This window comes from Plantimonas leprariae, from assembly GCF_008802405.1.
Taxonomy (GTDB): domain Bacteria; phylum Pseudomonadota; class Alphaproteobacteria; order Rhizobiales; family Rhizobiaceae; genus Plantimonas; species Plantimonas leprariae.
This window is the reverse complement of the sequence record NZ_VZDO01000009.1, coordinates 142,586-157,407: the sequence shown is the minus strand read 5'-3', so window position 1 is coordinate 157,407 and position 14,822 is coordinate 142,586. Positions and strand designations below refer to the sequence as shown.

Here is a 14,822-nt window from a genome sequence, read left to right as displayed (position 1 = left end):
TCTGCTTCCCTTCGAGCGGTTCTAAACTCGGGCGGTCAAAAGGGCAGGGGTCGCACGCCGGCGTTCACGCCATCTTGACGCGGCGGCTCTCGGCGATGCGCAGGATGGCGCCGACATCGAGCGCGCGTTCCAGCGCCGCGGCGATCTCGTCCAGCGCCGCGTCAACGCCGGCTAGATGGTCGCGCGCGACGCTGTCGAGGCCGAGGCGGACGAGCAGCGCGCGCCGCCACGCGTCGTTGGCGAAGATGCCGTGGAGATAGGTGCCGAAGACGCGACCATCGGCGCTCGTCGCGCCCTCGGGTCGCCCGTCGACCAGCGCCACCGGACGTTGTCGGTCCGGCCCTTCGGTGCGCCCGAGATGGATCTCGTAGCCCGCGAGCGGCACGCCGCCGTCCGCCGAGACCGCGCGGGTTTCGCGCACCACCTTCTCCGGCTCCATCACCGTCTCGACGTCGAGGAGGCCGAGACCTTCCACGGCGCGCGGGGGCCCCTCGATCCCTTGCGGATCGGCGACGCGCCGCCCCAGCATCTGGAAGCCGCCGCACAGCCCGACGACGTGGCCGCCGCGTGCGAGGTGCTCGGCGAGGTCTTGGGTCCAGCCGTTCCGGCGAAAGGCTTCGAGGTCGGCGACGGTCGCCTTCGAGCCCGGGATCACCGCGAGCCGCGCCTCGGCGGGAAAGCGTGTCCCGGGCTGGACGAAGACCACCGAAACGCCCGGCTCGGCGCGGAGCGGGTCGAGATCGTCGAAGTTCGCGATGCGCCCGAGCACCGGCACAGCGACGACGAGGCCGCCGGCGGGGCCGCGCGACAGCCGCTCGAGCGCCACGGAGTCCTCCGCCGGCAGCCGGCTCGCTGCCGCAAGGTGCGGGACGACGCCGAGCGACGGCCAGCCGGTGAAGCGCGTGACGGTGGCGAGTCCGTCGTCGAACAGCGCCGGATCGCCGCGGAACTTGTTGACGAGGAAGCCGCGGATCATCGCGCGGTCGGCCTCGTCCAGCACGGCGTGCGTCCCGACCAGCGAGGCGATGACGCCGCCGCGGTCGATGTCGCCGACGAGGATCGCCGGCACCTCGGCCGCGCGGGCGAAGCCCATGTTGGCGATGTCGTTGGCGCGGAGGTTGACCTCGGCCGGCGAACCCGCCCCTTCCGCGATCACGAGGTCCGCATCGCGCGAAACCTCGCCGAAGCTTTCGAGCACGCGCTGCAGGAACGAGGCCTTCAGCCGCTGGTAGTCGCGCCCCTGTGCCGTTCCCGCGACGCGGCCCTGCACCAGAACTTGCGAGCCCGTTTCCGACTGCGGCTTCAGCAGCACCGGGTTCATGTGGACGCTCGGCTCCGCGCGGCAGGCGAGCGCCTGCAGCCATTGCCCGCGTCCGATCTCGCCCCATTCGGCCGTGCCGGGAATGCGCGCGACGGCGGCGTTGTTCGACATGTTCTGCGGCTTGAACGGCCGAACGCGGAGGCCGCGGTTCGCGAAGAGGCGGCAGAGGCCGGCCGCGAGCACCGTCTTGCCGACGTCCGATCCCGTGCCCTGCAGCATCACGGCTGGGACGGCGGGAAGGCTCATCCGAGGAGCAGCTTCGCCGCCAGCGCCAGGCACGTGCAGACGAGGAGCGGCCGGATCAGCTTCGCGCCGAAGCGCATGGCGAAGGTCGCGCCGAGCTTGGCGCCCGCGAACTGCGCGACGCCCATGCAGAGCCCCAGCGTCCAGAGGATCGAGCCGGACAGGGCGAAGACGGTGAAGGCCCCGAGGTTCGAAGCGAAGTTCAGGAGCTTCGTATGCGCCGTCGCCTTCAGGATGCCGAAGCCCGCGAGCGTCACGAAGGCCAGCATGAAGAACGAGCCGGTGCCGGGGCCGAACAGGCCGTCATAGGCGCCGATCACCGGCACGATCCCAAGCGCGAAGAGCCTCCGTGAGCCGCGCCGCTCGGCGTCGGCGTCCGACAGGCCCGGCCGGAGCGCGAAATAGAGGGCGATCGCGATCAGGAGATAGGGCAGCGCCCGTTCGAACGTCGCCGTCGGCAGGAGCAGCGCGGCGCTCGCCCCGACGGCGGAGCCCGCGAAGGACAGGGCGGCGGTCGGCAGCAGCTTGCCCATCTGCACGTGCCCCTTGGAGGCATAGGCGAGCGAGGCCGAGCCCGCGCCGAACAGCCCCTGCAGCTTGTTGGTGCCGAGCGCGGACACGGGGTCGATGCCGGCGAGGAGGAGGGCGGGGATCGTGACGAGCCCGCCGCCGCCGGCGATGGCGTCGACGAAACCGGCGAGAAACGCCGCCGCGACGAGAAGGAGGAAGGTTTCAGGCGGCATGGTCGAACCGGAGCATGCGGCACGGCATAGCGGTGCGGGCGGCCCGGCGGAAGCCATGCGGCGAGGGATTTGACGCCGGCGGCGCAGTCCTGTTTAGGTCGCGCTTCACTGACGGTGCCCGGCGATCGGTCCGGGCCGGATGCGACCGCACGGAAGGACGCCGACCCAAACCGGGGGCGAGCCGCGCGGACTGTCGGAACGGCGACCCGGCTCCCCGAGAACCGGCGCTTCCTCCGGCGATGCGACAACGGAGGACATGCATGCGAGCCCTGATGCTCTGCGGCCACGGCAGCCGCGACGGTGCCGCGATGGTGGAGTTCGCCGGCCTCGCCGAGAAGCTCGCACGCCGCCTGCCGGAATGGCCGCTCGAATACGGCTACCTCGAATTCGCCCGGCCGATCATCCGCGAAGGGCTGGACAAGCTGCGCGCGAAGGGCGCGACCGAGGTGCTGGCGCTGCCCGGCATGCTGTTCGCCGCCGGCCACGCCAAGAACGACATCCCATCGGTGCTCAACACCTATGCGACGGCGAACGGCCTCGCCGTCACCTACGGGCGCGAGCTCGGCATCGATCCGAAGATGATCCGCGCCGCGGGAGATCGCATCCGCGAGGCGCTCGTCGCCGACGGCTGGCGGCCCGGCGAATCGCTGCATGATTCCATGCTGATGGTGGTGGGGCGCGGCGCCTCCGACCCCGACGCGAACGGCAACGTCGCCAAGGTCATGCGGCTCCTCTGGGAAGGGCTCGGCTTCGGTTGGGGCGAGACGGCCTATTCGGGCGTCACCTTCCCGCTGGTCGAGCCGGCCTTGGAGCACGCGTCCCGGCTCGGCTACCGGCGGATCGTGGTGTTCCCTTACTTCCTGTTCACCGGCATCCTGGTACGGCGCATCTACGAGCACGCCGACCTCGTCGCCGCGCGCCATCCGGAGATCCGCTTCCTGAAGGCCGGCTATCTGGGCAGCCACGACCTCGTGGTGGAAACCTTCGTCGACCGGCTGAACGACATCCTCGACGGCGACAACTCGATGAACTGCTCGATGTGCAAGTACCGCGAGCAGGTGCTCGGCTTCGAGGCGGAGGTCGGCCTGCCGCAGGAAAGCCACCACCACCACGTGGAAGGCATCAACGGCGCGGCGGCGGCGCACGATCATCACCACCACGACCATGACGATCATGGCCATCACCACCACCACCACCACCACCACGGCGACGGCGACGCGCATCACCATCACGGCCACGATCACCACGACCACGAACACGGCCATTCGCACGGGCATCATCATCCCTATCCGCATGCCGATCATCCGCTGGGGCCGCGCTCGATGCAGGCCGCGAACCGGCGATGACGGCGGCGGCGGCGCTCGACTACCTGCGCGACCCGAACGCGATCTATCGCGCCAGCTTCGCCGCGATCCGGGCCGAGGCCGACCTGTCGCACCTCCCCGCCGACGCCCATCCGCTGGCGATCCGCGTCGTCCATGCCTGCGGCATGCCGGATGCGGCCGCCGATCTCGTGCTCTCGGCCGATGCGGTCACCGCCGGCATCCGGGCACTCCGCTCCGGCGCGCCGGTCATCTGCGACGCGGAGATGGTGGCGCATGGGCTGATCCGTCGCTTCCTGCCAGCCGGGAACCCGGTCGTCTGCCGGCTGAACGATCCCACCGTGCCGGCGCTGGCGGCGGACCTCGGCACCACGCGCTCCGCCGCGCAGGTGGAGCTCTGGCAGGGCGACCTCGCCGGCGCGGTGGTCGCGATCGGCAACGCGCCGACGGCGCTCTTCGCGCTGCTCGAGAAGCTCGACGCCGGCTGGCCGAAGCCGGCGCTGATCCTCGGCTTTCCGGTCGGCTTCGTCGGCGCGGCGGAATCGAAGGCGGAACTCGCGCGAAACAGCCGGGGCGTCGCCTTCGCGGCACTCCGCGGCCGGCGCGGCGGCTCGGCGATGGCGGCCGCGGCGGTGAACGCGCTTGGCGCCGGTTGCACCTGATGCCCCAGCCCTGGCTCACTGTGATCGGCATCGGCGACGGCGGGCTCGGCACGCTGAGCCCGGAGCAGCGCCGCGCGCTCGACATGGCGGAATGCGTGTTCGGCGGCGCGCGCCACCTCGCGATGCTGGACGCCGGCGCGCGCGAGCTCGTGCCCTGGCGCTCGCCGTTCTCGGAAGCGATCAACGACCTCGCTGCCCGCCGCGGCCGGCGCGTCGCGGCGCTCGCCTCCGGCGATCCGACCTGGTTCGGCCTCGCCGGCACCTTGTTCCGCAGCATCGACCCGGCCGAGATGCGGGTGCTGCCGGGCGTATCCAGCTTCTCGCTCGCGGCCGCCCGGCTCGGCTGGCCGCTGGAAACCTGCGAGACGCTGTCCGTCCACGGCCGGCCGATCGAGGGGATCGACCTCAGGCTGGTGCCCGGCGCGCGCCTCCTCGTCTACGCCCGCGACGGCGATTCCCCCCGCGAGATCGCCCGGCGGCTGACCGGGCGCGGCTACGGCCCGAGCCGGCTCGTCGTCCTCGAACATCTCGGCGGCGCGGAGGAGCGCGTCATCGAAACCACCGCTTCCGGCTTCGACCTCGACCGCTCGGCCGACCTCGTCACCGTGGCGGTGGAATGCGTCGCCGGGCGCGGCGCGATCCCGCGCCCCTTCGTTCCGGGCCTGCCGGACGACGCCTTCGTCCACGACGGCAAGCTGACGAAGCGCGTCGGCCGCGCACTGGCGCTCGCCGCGCTGCAGCCGATGCCGGGCGCGCTGCTCTGGGACGTCGGTTCCGGCTGCGGCTCGGTGGCGGTGGAATGGGCTCGCGCCGCGAAGGACACCGTCGCGATCGCGATCGAATCGCGCGAGGACCGGCTGCGGATGATCGCGGAGAACGCCGACGCGCTCGGCGCTGCCGCCTCGATCGAGATCGTCGAGGGCCGCGCGCCGGACGCGCTGGCGGGCCTGCTTCGGCCCGACGCCGTCTTCGTCGGCGGTGGCCTGTCGGACGGCGTGCTCGACCCGTGCTGGACCGCGCTCCTGCCCGGCGGACGTCTGGTGGCGCATGCGGTGACGCTGGAATCGGAGGCGATCCTGCTCGACGCTTACGCCCGACTCGGCGGCGAGCTGACCCGCCTCCATGTCGAGCACGCCGCGCCGGTCGGCCCGTTCCACGGCTGGAAGCCGTCGATGCCGGTGCTGCACTGGGCCGCGACCAAGCCATCGGAGGGCTGACCGTGTCGGGCACGCTCTACGGCCTCGGCCTCGGCCCCGGCGACCCGGAACTCGTGACGCTGAAGGCGGCGCGCATCCTTCGGCAAGCGCCGGTGATCGCCTATCCGCTGGCGGAGGGGACGCCGAGCTTCGCCCGCGCCATCGCCGCGCCGCATCTGCCGGGCGGGCAGAGCGAGATCGCGATCGGCCTCTGCATGGCGGATGCGCGCGAGCCGGCGCGGGCGGCCTACGATCGCGCGGCTTTCGAGATCGCCGCGCATCTCGGCGCAGGGCGCGACGTCGCGGCGCTTTGCGAGGGCGACCCGTTCTTCTACGGCTCGTTCATGTATCTTTTCGAGCGTCTCGCCGCCGATTTCGCAGTGGAGATCGTGCCGGGCGTCTCCTCGCTCGCCGCCACAGCCGCCGCCGCCCGCCGGCCGCTCGCCGCGCGAAACGACACGGTCGTGGTGATCCCAGCGCCGCTGCCCGATGCAACCATCGCGGCCCGGATCGAAGGGGCGACGAGCTTCGCGATCATGAAGCTCGGCCGGCATTTCGCCCGCGTGAAGGCGCTCCTCGCCGAACTCCGGCTCATCGACGCCTGCATCTATGTCGAGCGCGCGTCGCTGCCCGAGGAGCGCATTCTGCCCTTGGCCGAGACCGGCAACGACGCGCCCTATTTCGCGATGATCCTCGGCTATCGCGGGGCGGAGCCGGCGATGCAGGTGCCCCGGCGCAAGGCCGCTTTCGCATGAGACCCGCCGTCGTCGTCCTGTCCCCGGCCGCCCTGCCGCTCGCCCGCCGCGTCGCGGACGGGATCGGCGGCGACGTGCACGGCGCGCGCGCCCGCATCGCCGCTGCCGACGTGCCGTTCGACGGCGCGGCCACGCATCTGCGGGCGCTGTTCGCGCAGGGGCGGCCGGTCGTCGCCTTCATGGCGGCGGGCGCGCTGATCCGCATCCTCGCGCCGCTCCTCGCCGACAAGCGCGCCGAGCCGCCGGTGGTCGCGGTGGCTGAGGACGGTTCCGCCGCCGTGCCGCTCCTCGGCGGCCATCATGGCGCGAACGATCTCGCCCGCCGCGTCGCTGCGGTCACGGCCGGGTTCGCCGCCGTCACCACGGCCGGCGACCTGCGATTCGGCGTCGCGCTGGACGAGCCGCCGCCCGGCTACCGGCTGGAGAACGAGGGCGACGCGAAGGCCGTCATGGCAGAGCTCGTCGCAGGCGAATATGCCTGGATCGAGGGCGAGGCGCCCTGGCTCGAAGCCGCCGCGATCCCCGTCAGCGACGACGGACGCGTGACGCTCTCCGTCACGGAAAACGCGCGCGAGCCGGGGCCGCTCGAACTCCTCTACCGTCCGGTGACCCTGGCCCTTGGCATCGGCGCGGAGCGTGGTGCGCCGCCGGAGGAAGCCGTCGCGCTCGCCGAAGCGGTGCTCGCCGAGGCCGGCGTCTCGCCGCTGGCGCTCGCCGGCGTGTTCTCACTGGATCTCAAGGCCGACGAGCCGGCGGTGCAGGCGGTGGCGGCGCACTTTGGCGTTCCGGCCCGCTTCTTCGACGCCGCCACTCTCGAACGGGAAACCCCGCGCCTCGCGAACCCATCCGATGTCGTGTTCCGCGAGACCGGCTGCCACGGCGTCGCCGAAGGCGCGGCGCTCGCCGCGAGCGGTTCCGAAGGCGCGCTGCTCGTCCCGAAACGGAAAGGCGCCCGGACCACCGCCGCGCTCGGCAGGGCCTCCCGGCCGATCGATGCCGCGTCGCTCGGCCGGGCGCGGGGCACGCTGTTCGTCGTCGGCATCGGGCCGGGCGATGCCGGGTGGCGCTCGCCGGAAGCTTCCCGCATGGTCGAAGCCGCCACCGACCTTGTCGGCTACTCGCTCTATCTCGACCTGCTCGGGGACCTCGCTTCGGACAAGGCGCGGCACGACTTTCCGCTGGGTGCCGAGGAGGACCGCGTCCGCTTCGCGCTGGAACGGGCCGGCGAGGGGCGGACGGTGGCGCTCGTCTGCTCGGGCGACGCCGGCATCTACGCGATGGCGAGCCTCGTCTTCGAGCTGTTGGAGCGCGGCAACCTTGAAGACGCCGCGCGGCGGGTGGCGGTTGCCGTCGCGCCCGGCATCTCGGCGCTGCAGGCGGCGGCGGCGCGAAGCGGCGCGCCGCTCGGCCACGACTTCTGCACCATCTCGCTGTCCGACCTCCTGACGCCGTGGGACATGATCCAGCGGCGCGTCCGAGCGGCGGCGGAGGGCGATTTCGCGGTGGCCTTCTACAACCCGGTCTCGCAGCGCCGCCGCACGCAACTCGCCTTCGCGAAGGACGAGTTCCTGAAGTATCGGCCGGCGGATACCCCCGTCGTTCTGGCCACCAATCTCGGCCGTGCTGGCGAGCGGGTGCGCACCGTTGCCCTCGGAGCCCTTGACGTCGACGAGGTCGACATGCTGACCGTGGTGCTCGTCGGCTCGTCGCAGACGCGGAGCTTCCGCACCGGCGACGGCCGCACCTGGACCTACACGCCGCGCGGCTATGCGGAGAAACCCGGCACCGCCATCACCGGAGACGCGGCGTGAGCGTGCATTTCATCGGGGCGGGGCCCGGCGCGCCGGACCTCATCACGCTCCGGGGCCTGCGGCTCATCGAGCGCTGCCCGGTCTGCCTCTATGCCGGCTCGCTGGTGCCGGCGGAGATCGTCGCGAGCGCCCCGGCCGGCGCCCGCGTCCTCGACACCGCGCCGATGACGCTGGACGAGATCGTCGCCGAGATGGAGGCCGCCCACAAGGCAGGGCTCGACGTCGCCCGCGTCCATTCCGGCGACCCTTCCATCTATGGCGCGACGGCCGAGCAGATGCGTCGGCTGGATGCGCTCGGCATCCCCTACGACGTGACGCCGGGCGTGCCGGCCTTCGCGGCCGCGGCGGCGGCGCTGAAGCTCGAACTCACTGTGCCGGAAGTCTGCCAGAGCGTCGTCCTCACCCGCACCGCGATGCAGAGTTCCGCCATGCCGGCGGGCGAGGAACTGGCGACGCTCGGCAAGAGCGGCGCGACGCTGGCGATCCACCTGTCGGTCCGCAACATCCCGCATATCCAGCGCGAGTTGCTGCCGCTTCCCGGCTACGGGCCGGACTGTCCCGCCGTCGTCGCCTCCCGCGTCGGCTGGCCGGACGAGCTGTTCATCCACGGAACGCTGTCGGACATCCACCTCAAGGCGCGGGACGCCAAGCTCACCCGCACCGCCTTGATCCTCGTCGGCCGGGCGCTCACGGCCACGGACTTCATCGATTCGAAACTCTACGACGCAGCACACGTCCACGTTCTCAGGCCGAAGCGGAAAGCCACGCCATGACCTCCTCGACCGTCGCGGCGGTCGGCAGTTCCGGCGCCGCCATCCGCCGGATCATCACGACGGGGAACCCGAGCCGCCGCGCCGCCTCGATCTTCGGGTAGGACGCCGCGCCGCCGGAGTTCCGCGACACGAGATGCGTGATCTCGAGCCGCTCGAACAGCGCCGCCTCCTCGCGCCAGTCGGCGGAGGGGAGCCCGAAGACGAGTTCGGCAGGAAAGGGTAGGGGATCGGCCGGCGGGTCGACCATCCGCACCGCGAAACGGACGTCCAGCCGCCGGGCGAACGGTGCCAGATGTTGGCGGCCGAGCGCGAGGAAGGCGCGGCACTTTGCCGGCAAAGCGCTTGCTGCGCCGCGCAGGCAATCCGCGTCGATCCAGCGATCGCTCGGCATCGGTTCCCAGGCCGGCCGCACGAGCGCGAGCCTCGGGGTTCCGGCGAGCCGTGCCGCCGCTGTCGCGCCGCGCGAGATGCCGACGGCGAACGGATGCGTCGCGTCGACGAGCCGCGTCACGCCTTCGGATGCCATGAAGGCGGCGAGACCCGCCACGCCGCCGAAACCGCCGATCCGCGTTTCCGCCGCGGCCAAGACCGGGTCCTTCGTTCGCCCCGCCAGCGACAGGATCGTCCGCGTCGCCGGCCGCTCGTCGGCGAGCCGCTTCGCCAGCGCGTTCGCCTCCGCCGTGCCGCCGAGGATCAGGACGGTCTCAGCCGGCACGGCCGATCACCGCGCCGGTCCGGTCCACCGCGATCACCTCGGCCGCGACGGGCGCGCCGCGCAGCACCTCGCGCACCGTATCCAGCGCCGCCGCCGCCACCGCAGCCCCGAGGTCGAGCCCTTCCGCCTTCGCCATGTCCAGCACCGCCTTCGCCGTGACGGCCTCTCGGATCGCCGGCTCCAGCCGCCGCGCGGCGGCCGGGTCGATCCGCCGGGCTAGCCCGTGAAGGAACGCGAAGTCGACCTGGCTCCGGCCGGAATGGAGGTCCATCGACCCTGCCCCGAGCTTCGCCAGCTTGGCAAAGCCGCCGGCGATGGTGAGCCGCGGGATGGGGTGAACGCGGAGGTATTTCAGCAAACCGCCGGCGAAATCGCCCATGTCGAGGAAGGCGACCTCGCCCAAAGCCGGATAGAGCCGGCGCGCCGCATCCTCGCTGCTGGACCCGGTCGAGCCGACGACGTGATGGAGGCCGGCGGCGCGCGCGACGTCGACGCCGCGATGGATCGAATGGATCCAGGCCGAGCAGGAGAACGGGTGGACGATCCCCGTCGTGCCGAGGATCGACAGGCCGCCGACGATGCCGAGCCGGCCGTTCCAGGTGTGGCGCGCGAGGTCCGCGCCGTTGGCGACGCCGACCGTGATCTCGACATCCGCCGCCCGGCCGTGACGCCCGCAGACCTCCGCCGCGACCGCGCCCATCATCCGGCGCGGCACCGGGTTGATCGCGGGCTCGCCCGGCGGGATCGGCAGGCCCGGCAGCGTCACCGTGCCGACGCCCTCGCCAGCGCGGAACACGACGCCCGACCCCGGCGGCAGGAGGCGCACCGTCGCGGCGACTTCGGCGAGATGCGTCACGTCCGGATCGTCGCCGGCATCCTTGATGATCGCCGCCGTCGCTTCGCCGCCGCTCAGCCGCTGCCGCGCCAGCGGAAAGGCCGGCGTCTCGCCCTTCGGCAGGCGGATCTCGACCGGGTCCGGGAATTCGCCCGTCAGCAGCGCGGTCAGCGCGGCCTTTGCGGCGGCGGTGGCGCAGGCGCCGGTGGTCCAGCCGCGCTTCAGCGGCCGGCCATCCTTCGGCGGTCCGTCGGCTGGATCGAATTGCATGTGCCGCCTATAGGCATTCGCTTGGAAAGGAATTCAAGCGCTTGCATTCGATCCCGTCATGCCCGGCCTCCTGATCGCCGCGCCGCAGTCCGGCGCCGGCAAGACCACGGTGACGCTCGGCCTCCTTCGGGCGCTCCGCCGCGCGGGTCATCGGGTCGCATCGGCGAAGGCCGGCCCCGATTACATCGACCCGGCCTACCACCATGCCGCCGGCGGCCGCGAATGCCGCAACCTCGACCCTTGGGCGATGCGGCCGGACCTCCTCCGGGCGTTGGCCGCCGATGCCGTCCGAGACGCCCAGCTCCTCGTCGTGGAAGGCATGATGGGCCTCTTCGACGGCGCGGCGGACGGCACTGGCTCCGCCGCCGACCTCGCCGAACTGCTTGAGCTTCGCATCGTGCTCGTCGTTGACTGCGCGCGGCAGTCGCATTCGGTCGCGGCGCTCGTCCGCGGCTTCCGCGACCATCGGCTGGGGCTCGCGCTCGCCGGCCTTGTCCTCAACCGCGTCGGTTCGCCGCGCCACGAGGCGCTTCTGCGCGATGCGCTCCTTTCCCTCGACATCCCCGTCCTCGGCGCGCTGCCGGCGCGGCCCGACCTTGCCCTCTCGTCGCGCCATCTCGGCCTCGTCCAGGCCGGCGAGCATCCCGACCTCGAAGGCCTCATCGAGCGCGCCGCCGACTGGATCGAGGCGGGCACCGACCTCGACGCCTTCGCCGGGCTGGCGAGCGCGACGTTCCCGGCCGTCACCGCGCCCCGGCTCGAACCATTGGGCAACCGCATCGCGGTGGCGCGCGACGCCGCCTTCGCCTTCGCCTATCCGCACATGTTGGAAGGCTGGCGCGCGGCCGGCGCGGCGCTCGCCTTCTTCTCGCCGCTCGCCGACGAGGCTCCCGATCCGGAGGCCGACGCGGTGTTCCTGCCCGGCGGCTATCCCGAACTCCATGCCGGACCGCTCGCCGCCGCCGCCCGCTTCAAGGCCGGCATGCTCGACCTATCGGCACGAGGCGCCGCGATCTACGGCGAGTGCGGCGGCTACATGGTGCTGGGGGAAGGGCTGGAGGATGCCGCCGGTGAAACCCACGCCATGCTCGGCTTGCTGCCGCTCGCCACCAGCTTCCGGCAGCGGAAGCGCCATCTCGGCTACCGCCGCCTCGTGCCCCTCGTCGGCGCGCCATGGGCGACGGCCCTGACGGCGCACGAATTCCACTACGCGACGATCCTCCACGAAGGTTCCGCCGACCGCCTCTTCGCGGCGAGCGACGCGCTCGGCACCGACCTCGGCTCGGTCGGCCTCAGGCGCGGCCGCGTTTGCGGTTCCTTCGCGCATGTGATCGACCGGCTCGCATGATCGTCCACCTGTTCACGCTGCTCGTCGCGACGCTTCTCGACCGGCTCGTCGGCGACCCGGACTGGCTGTGGCGGCGCGTGCCGCATCCGGTGGCGCTGCTCGGCCGCGCGATCGACTGGGCCGACCGCAAGTGGAACGACCACCGCCAGTCCGCCGCGACGCGGCGCTTCCGCGGCACGCTGGCGATCCTCGGTCTTCTCGCGGTCGCGGTGCTCGTCGGCTACGACCTGCACCTCCTGCTTCTGCTGGTCGGCCCGCTCGGTGTCGCGGTGGAAGCCGTGCTCGTCGCGATCCTCCTCGCGCAGAAGAGCCTCGCCGACCATGTGCGCGCCGTGGCGCGGGCGCTGGCCGGGGACGGGGTGGAGGGGGGACGGCGCGCGGTCGCCCGCATCGTCGGGCGCGACCCGGACCAGCTCGACGAGCCTGCCATCTGCCGCGCGGCGATCGAGAGCCTTGCCGAGAACGCCTCCGACGGCGTCGTCGCGCCGTGGCTGTTCTACCTCGTCTTCGGCCTGCCCGGCCTTCTCGCCTACAAGCTGCTCAACACCGCCGATTCGATGATCGGCCACCTGACGGAACGCCACCGCGCCTTCGGCTGGGCGGCGGCGCGGCTCGACGACGTCGCAAACTTCATTCCCGCCCGGCTGACGGCGCTGATGTTCGCCGCCGTCGCGCCGCTGGTGGACGGCAGCGCCGGGGCCGCGCTCGCCGTCGCCTGGCGCGACGCACGGCTGCACCGCTCGCCGAACGCCGGTTGGCCGGAAAGCGCGGTGGCCGGCGCGCTCGGCCTGTCGCTCGGCGGCCCGCGCCGCTACGGCGAGCTGGAAGTCGACGCGCCTGCGCTCAACGCCGACGGCCGGCGGGAGGCGACCGTCGACGACGTCACCGACTCGGTCCGGCTGCTGCGCCGACTTTCGGACCTTCTCGTTGCGATCCTGCTCCTCCTGCTCGTCCTCAGCTTCCTTTGAACGCCAGCGCGAAGCCAAGGAGGATCGCGATCTCGGCGAGCTGCTGCGCCGCGCCGAGGCAGTCGCCGGTGACGCCGCCGAGCCGCCGCCGCAGGAAGCGGCGGAACAGCAAGGTCGCGAAGCCCGCGAAGGCGAGCGGCAGGAACGCCGCCGCGACGTTGCCGAGCGCGATCATCGGCAGGGCGAGGATCGCCGCTCCGAGCGCCGCCGCGGCAAGGCCCATCCGCCCCGAGGGCGCGCCCGCCGCGGCCGCGATGCCGCTCGCCTTCGCCAACGGCAGGCTCGACCAGAGCCACGCCATCGCGCCCCGGCTCGCCGCCGCCGCGAGGACGAGGAGCAGCGCCGCCAGCCGGTCGACACCCGCCGCCAGATCGGCGAGCAGCGAGATGCGCAGGAACAGCGACAGGATTAGGGCCAGCGCGCCGTAAGCGCCGATGCGGCTGTCCTTCATGATCTCCAGCGCGCGTTCGCGTCCGTGGTGGCCGCCGAGCCCGTCCGCCACGTCGGCGAGCCCATCCTCGTGCAGCGCGCCGGTGACGAGGACGAGCACGACCGTCGCGCCGATGGCGCTCGTCGGCACAGACAGGTCGAGAAGATTGCCGAGCAGGAGAGCACCGGCCGCCGGCAACGCGGCGGCGAGCCCAGCGACCGGAAAGGCCCAGGCGTCGCGCCCAAGCAGGCGCTCGCCGGCGAAAGCCGTCGACGGCACCGGAATTCGCGTCAGGAAGGAGATCACGCGCAAAACGGCGTGGAAGGCTTCGCGCATGGAGGGGACCGCCTTGGCCTCGGGCGGCTCCTCCCTTACAGCCTCCGGCAACCGCCCGGAAGAAAGCTGATCCCCATGTCCACCACCGGCCTGCCCTTCGACGACATCCGCGCTCTCGTCCGGCAGATGCCGGGTCCGGACACCGGCGCCCGCCACGAGGCGCGGCATCGGCAGGAGCGGCTGACGAAGCCCTCCGGCTCGCTTGGGCGGCTGGAGGAGATCGCCGAATGGCTGGCCGCCTGGCAAGGCCGCGCGCCGGCCGTCACGCGGCCCGTCGTCGCGGTCTTCGCCGGCAACCACGGCGTGGCGCGCCAGGGCGTCTCGGCCTTTCCGGCGGAGGTGACGGCGCAGATGGTGGCGAACTTCGCCGCTGGGGGCGCCGCGATCAACCAGATTTGCGCGGCCTACGATCTTGGCCTGAAGGTCTTCGAACTCGGCCTCGACGTTCCGACCGGCGACATTTCCACCCAGGCCGCGATGGACGAGAAGGAATGCGCCGCGACGGTCGCCTTCGGCATGGAATCGCTGGTCGGCGAGCCGGACCTCCTGTGCCTCGGCGAGATGGGTATCGCCAACACCACGATCGCCGCCGCGCTCTGCGCCGCGATCTTCGGCGGCACGGGCGCGGACTGGGTGGGGGCCGGCACCGGCGTCGATGCGGCCGGCCTCGCGCTGAAGGCTGCCGTGGTGGACCGGGCGCTCGCGCTTCACCGCGACCATCTCGGCGACCCCTTGGAGGCGCTGCGCCGGCTCGGCGGCCGCGAACTCGCCGCGATGGCCGGCGCGATCCTCGCCGCTCGCCTCCAGCGCGTGCCCGTCATCGTCGACGGCTACGTCGCGACCGCCGCCGCCGCGGTTCTCTGGAAGCTCGACCCGACGTCGCTCGACCACTGCCTGTTCGGGCACGTCTCGGCCGAGCCCGGCCACATGCGGGCGCTGCAGGCGATGGGGAAGGTGCCGCTGCTCGCGCTCGGCATGCGGCTCGGCGAGGGCACCGGCGCGGCGCTCGCCGCCGGCATCGTCAAGGCGGCGGTCGCTTGCCATTCCGGCATGGCGACCTTCGAGACGGCCGGCGTCTCCGACCGGAGCTGATC

14 protein-coding genes are annotated in these 14,822 nt (G+C 72.6%); 9 read left to right on the top strand and 5 right to left on the bottom strand.

What is annotated here, in order from left to right:
* Window positions 1-64: 64 nt before the first annotated feature.
* Both F6X38_RS12565 and F6X38_RS12560 read right to left on the bottom strand, forming a co-directional pair.
* The gene (locus tag F6X38_RS12565; RefSeq protein ID WP_150970172.1) at window positions 65-1,567 is read right to left on the bottom strand and encodes a cobyric acid synthase; all 1,503 of its coding nucleotides are present in this window, start codon (window positions 1,565-1,567) and stop codon (window positions 65-67) included.
* Window positions 1,564-2,307 (bottom strand): TSUP family transporter, encoded by a 744-nt coding sequence (locus tag F6X38_RS12560; protein WP_150970171.1) that lies wholly within the window; start codon window positions 2,305-2,307, stop codon window positions 1,564-1,566. The genes F6X38_RS12565 and F6X38_RS12560 overlap by 4 nt, the downstream gene beginning before the upstream one ends.
* 260 nt (window positions 2,308-2,567) lie before the next feature.
* Between F6X38_RS12560 and F6X38_RS12555 the strand changes: the two genes are divergently transcribed.
* The 6 genes from F6X38_RS12555 to cobM are packed head-to-tail and all read left to right on the top strand — an operon-like array spanning window position 2,568 to window position 8,826.
* Complete coding sequence (locus tag F6X38_RS12555; protein ID WP_150970170.1) at window positions 2,568-3,653, top strand: sirohydrochlorin chelatase; 1,086 nt, start codon at window positions 2,568-2,570, stop codon at window positions 3,651-3,653.
* Entirely contained in the window at window positions 3,650-4,291 is a 642-nt protein-coding gene (locus tag F6X38_RS12550; protein ID WP_150970169.1) for a precorrin-8X methylmutase, read from the top strand. Before F6X38_RS12555 ends, F6X38_RS12550 begins: the two co-directional genes overlap by 4 nt.
* The gene (gene cbiE, locus F6X38_RS23910; protein WP_150970168.1) at window positions 4,291-5,508 is read left to right on the top strand and encodes a precorrin-6y C5,15-methyltransferase (decarboxylating) subunit CbiE; all 1,218 of its coding nucleotides are present in this window, start codon (window positions 4,291-4,293) and stop codon (window positions 5,506-5,508) included. Before F6X38_RS12550 ends, cbiE begins: the two co-directional genes overlap by 1 nt.
* Before the next feature lie 2 nt (window positions 5,509-5,510).
* Entirely contained in the window at window positions 5,511-6,242 is a 732-nt protein-coding gene (gene cobI / locus F6X38_RS23905) for a precorrin-2 C(20)-methyltransferase (protein WP_150970167.1), read from the top strand.
* Complete coding sequence (gene cobJ, locus F6X38_RS12535) at window positions 6,239-8,053, top strand: precorrin-3B C(17)-methyltransferase (RefSeq protein WP_150970166.1); 1,815 nt, start codon at window positions 6,239-6,241, stop codon at window positions 8,051-8,053. Before cobI ends, cobJ begins: the two co-directional genes overlap by 4 nt.
* The gene (gene cobM / locus F6X38_RS12530) at window positions 8,050-8,826 is read left to right on the top strand and encodes a precorrin-4 C(11)-methyltransferase (RefSeq protein WP_150970165.1); all 777 of its coding nucleotides are present in this window, start codon (window positions 8,050-8,052) and stop codon (window positions 8,824-8,826) included. Before cobJ ends, cobM begins: the two co-directional genes overlap by 4 nt.
* On the opposite strand, the gene F6X38_RS12525 is transcribed toward cobM, so the two are convergent.
* Entirely contained in the window at window positions 8,798-9,541 is a 744-nt protein-coding gene (locus F6X38_RS12525; RefSeq protein WP_246191320.1) for a cobalt-precorrin-6A reductase, read from the bottom strand. The genes cobM and F6X38_RS12525 overlap by 29 nt on opposite strands.
* Complete coding sequence (locus tag F6X38_RS12520; protein WP_150970164.1) at window positions 9,531-10,646, bottom strand: cobalt-precorrin-5B (C(1))-methyltransferase; 1,116 nt, start codon at window positions 10,644-10,646, stop codon at window positions 9,531-9,533. Before F6X38_RS12520 ends, F6X38_RS12525 begins: the two co-directional genes overlap by 11 nt.
* Before the next feature lie 58 nt (window positions 10,647-10,704).
* Between F6X38_RS12520 and F6X38_RS12515 the strand changes: the two genes are divergently transcribed.
* Window positions 10,705-11,994, top strand: a complete 1,290-nt coding sequence (locus F6X38_RS12515) for a cobyrinic acid a,c-diamide synthase CobB (RefSeq protein WP_150970163.1) — start codon at window positions 10,705-10,707, stop codon at window positions 11,992-11,994.
* Entirely contained in the window at window positions 11,991-12,962 is a 972-nt protein-coding gene (gene cbiB / locus F6X38_RS12510; RefSeq protein ID WP_150970162.1) for an adenosylcobinamide-phosphate synthase CbiB, read from the top strand. The genes F6X38_RS12515 and cbiB overlap by 4 nt, the downstream gene beginning before the upstream one ends.
* Here the strand turns inward: cbiB and cobS are convergent.
* Entirely contained in the window at window positions 12,949-13,728 is a 780-nt protein-coding gene (gene cobS / locus F6X38_RS12505; RefSeq protein WP_150970161.1) for an adenosylcobinamide-GDP ribazoletransferase, read from the bottom strand. The genes cbiB and cobS overlap by 14 nt on opposite strands.
* A 75-nt stretch (window positions 13,729-13,803) precedes the next feature.
* Between cobS and cobT the strand changes: the two genes are divergently transcribed.
* Window positions 13,804-14,820: a nicotinate-nucleotide--dimethylbenzimidazole phosphoribosyltransferase gene (gene cobT / locus F6X38_RS12500; RefSeq protein ID WP_150970160.1), complete on the top strand. Its 1,017-nt coding sequence runs from the start codon at window positions 13,804-13,806 to the stop codon at window positions 14,818-14,820.
* Window positions 14,821-14,822: the final 2 nt, after the last annotated feature.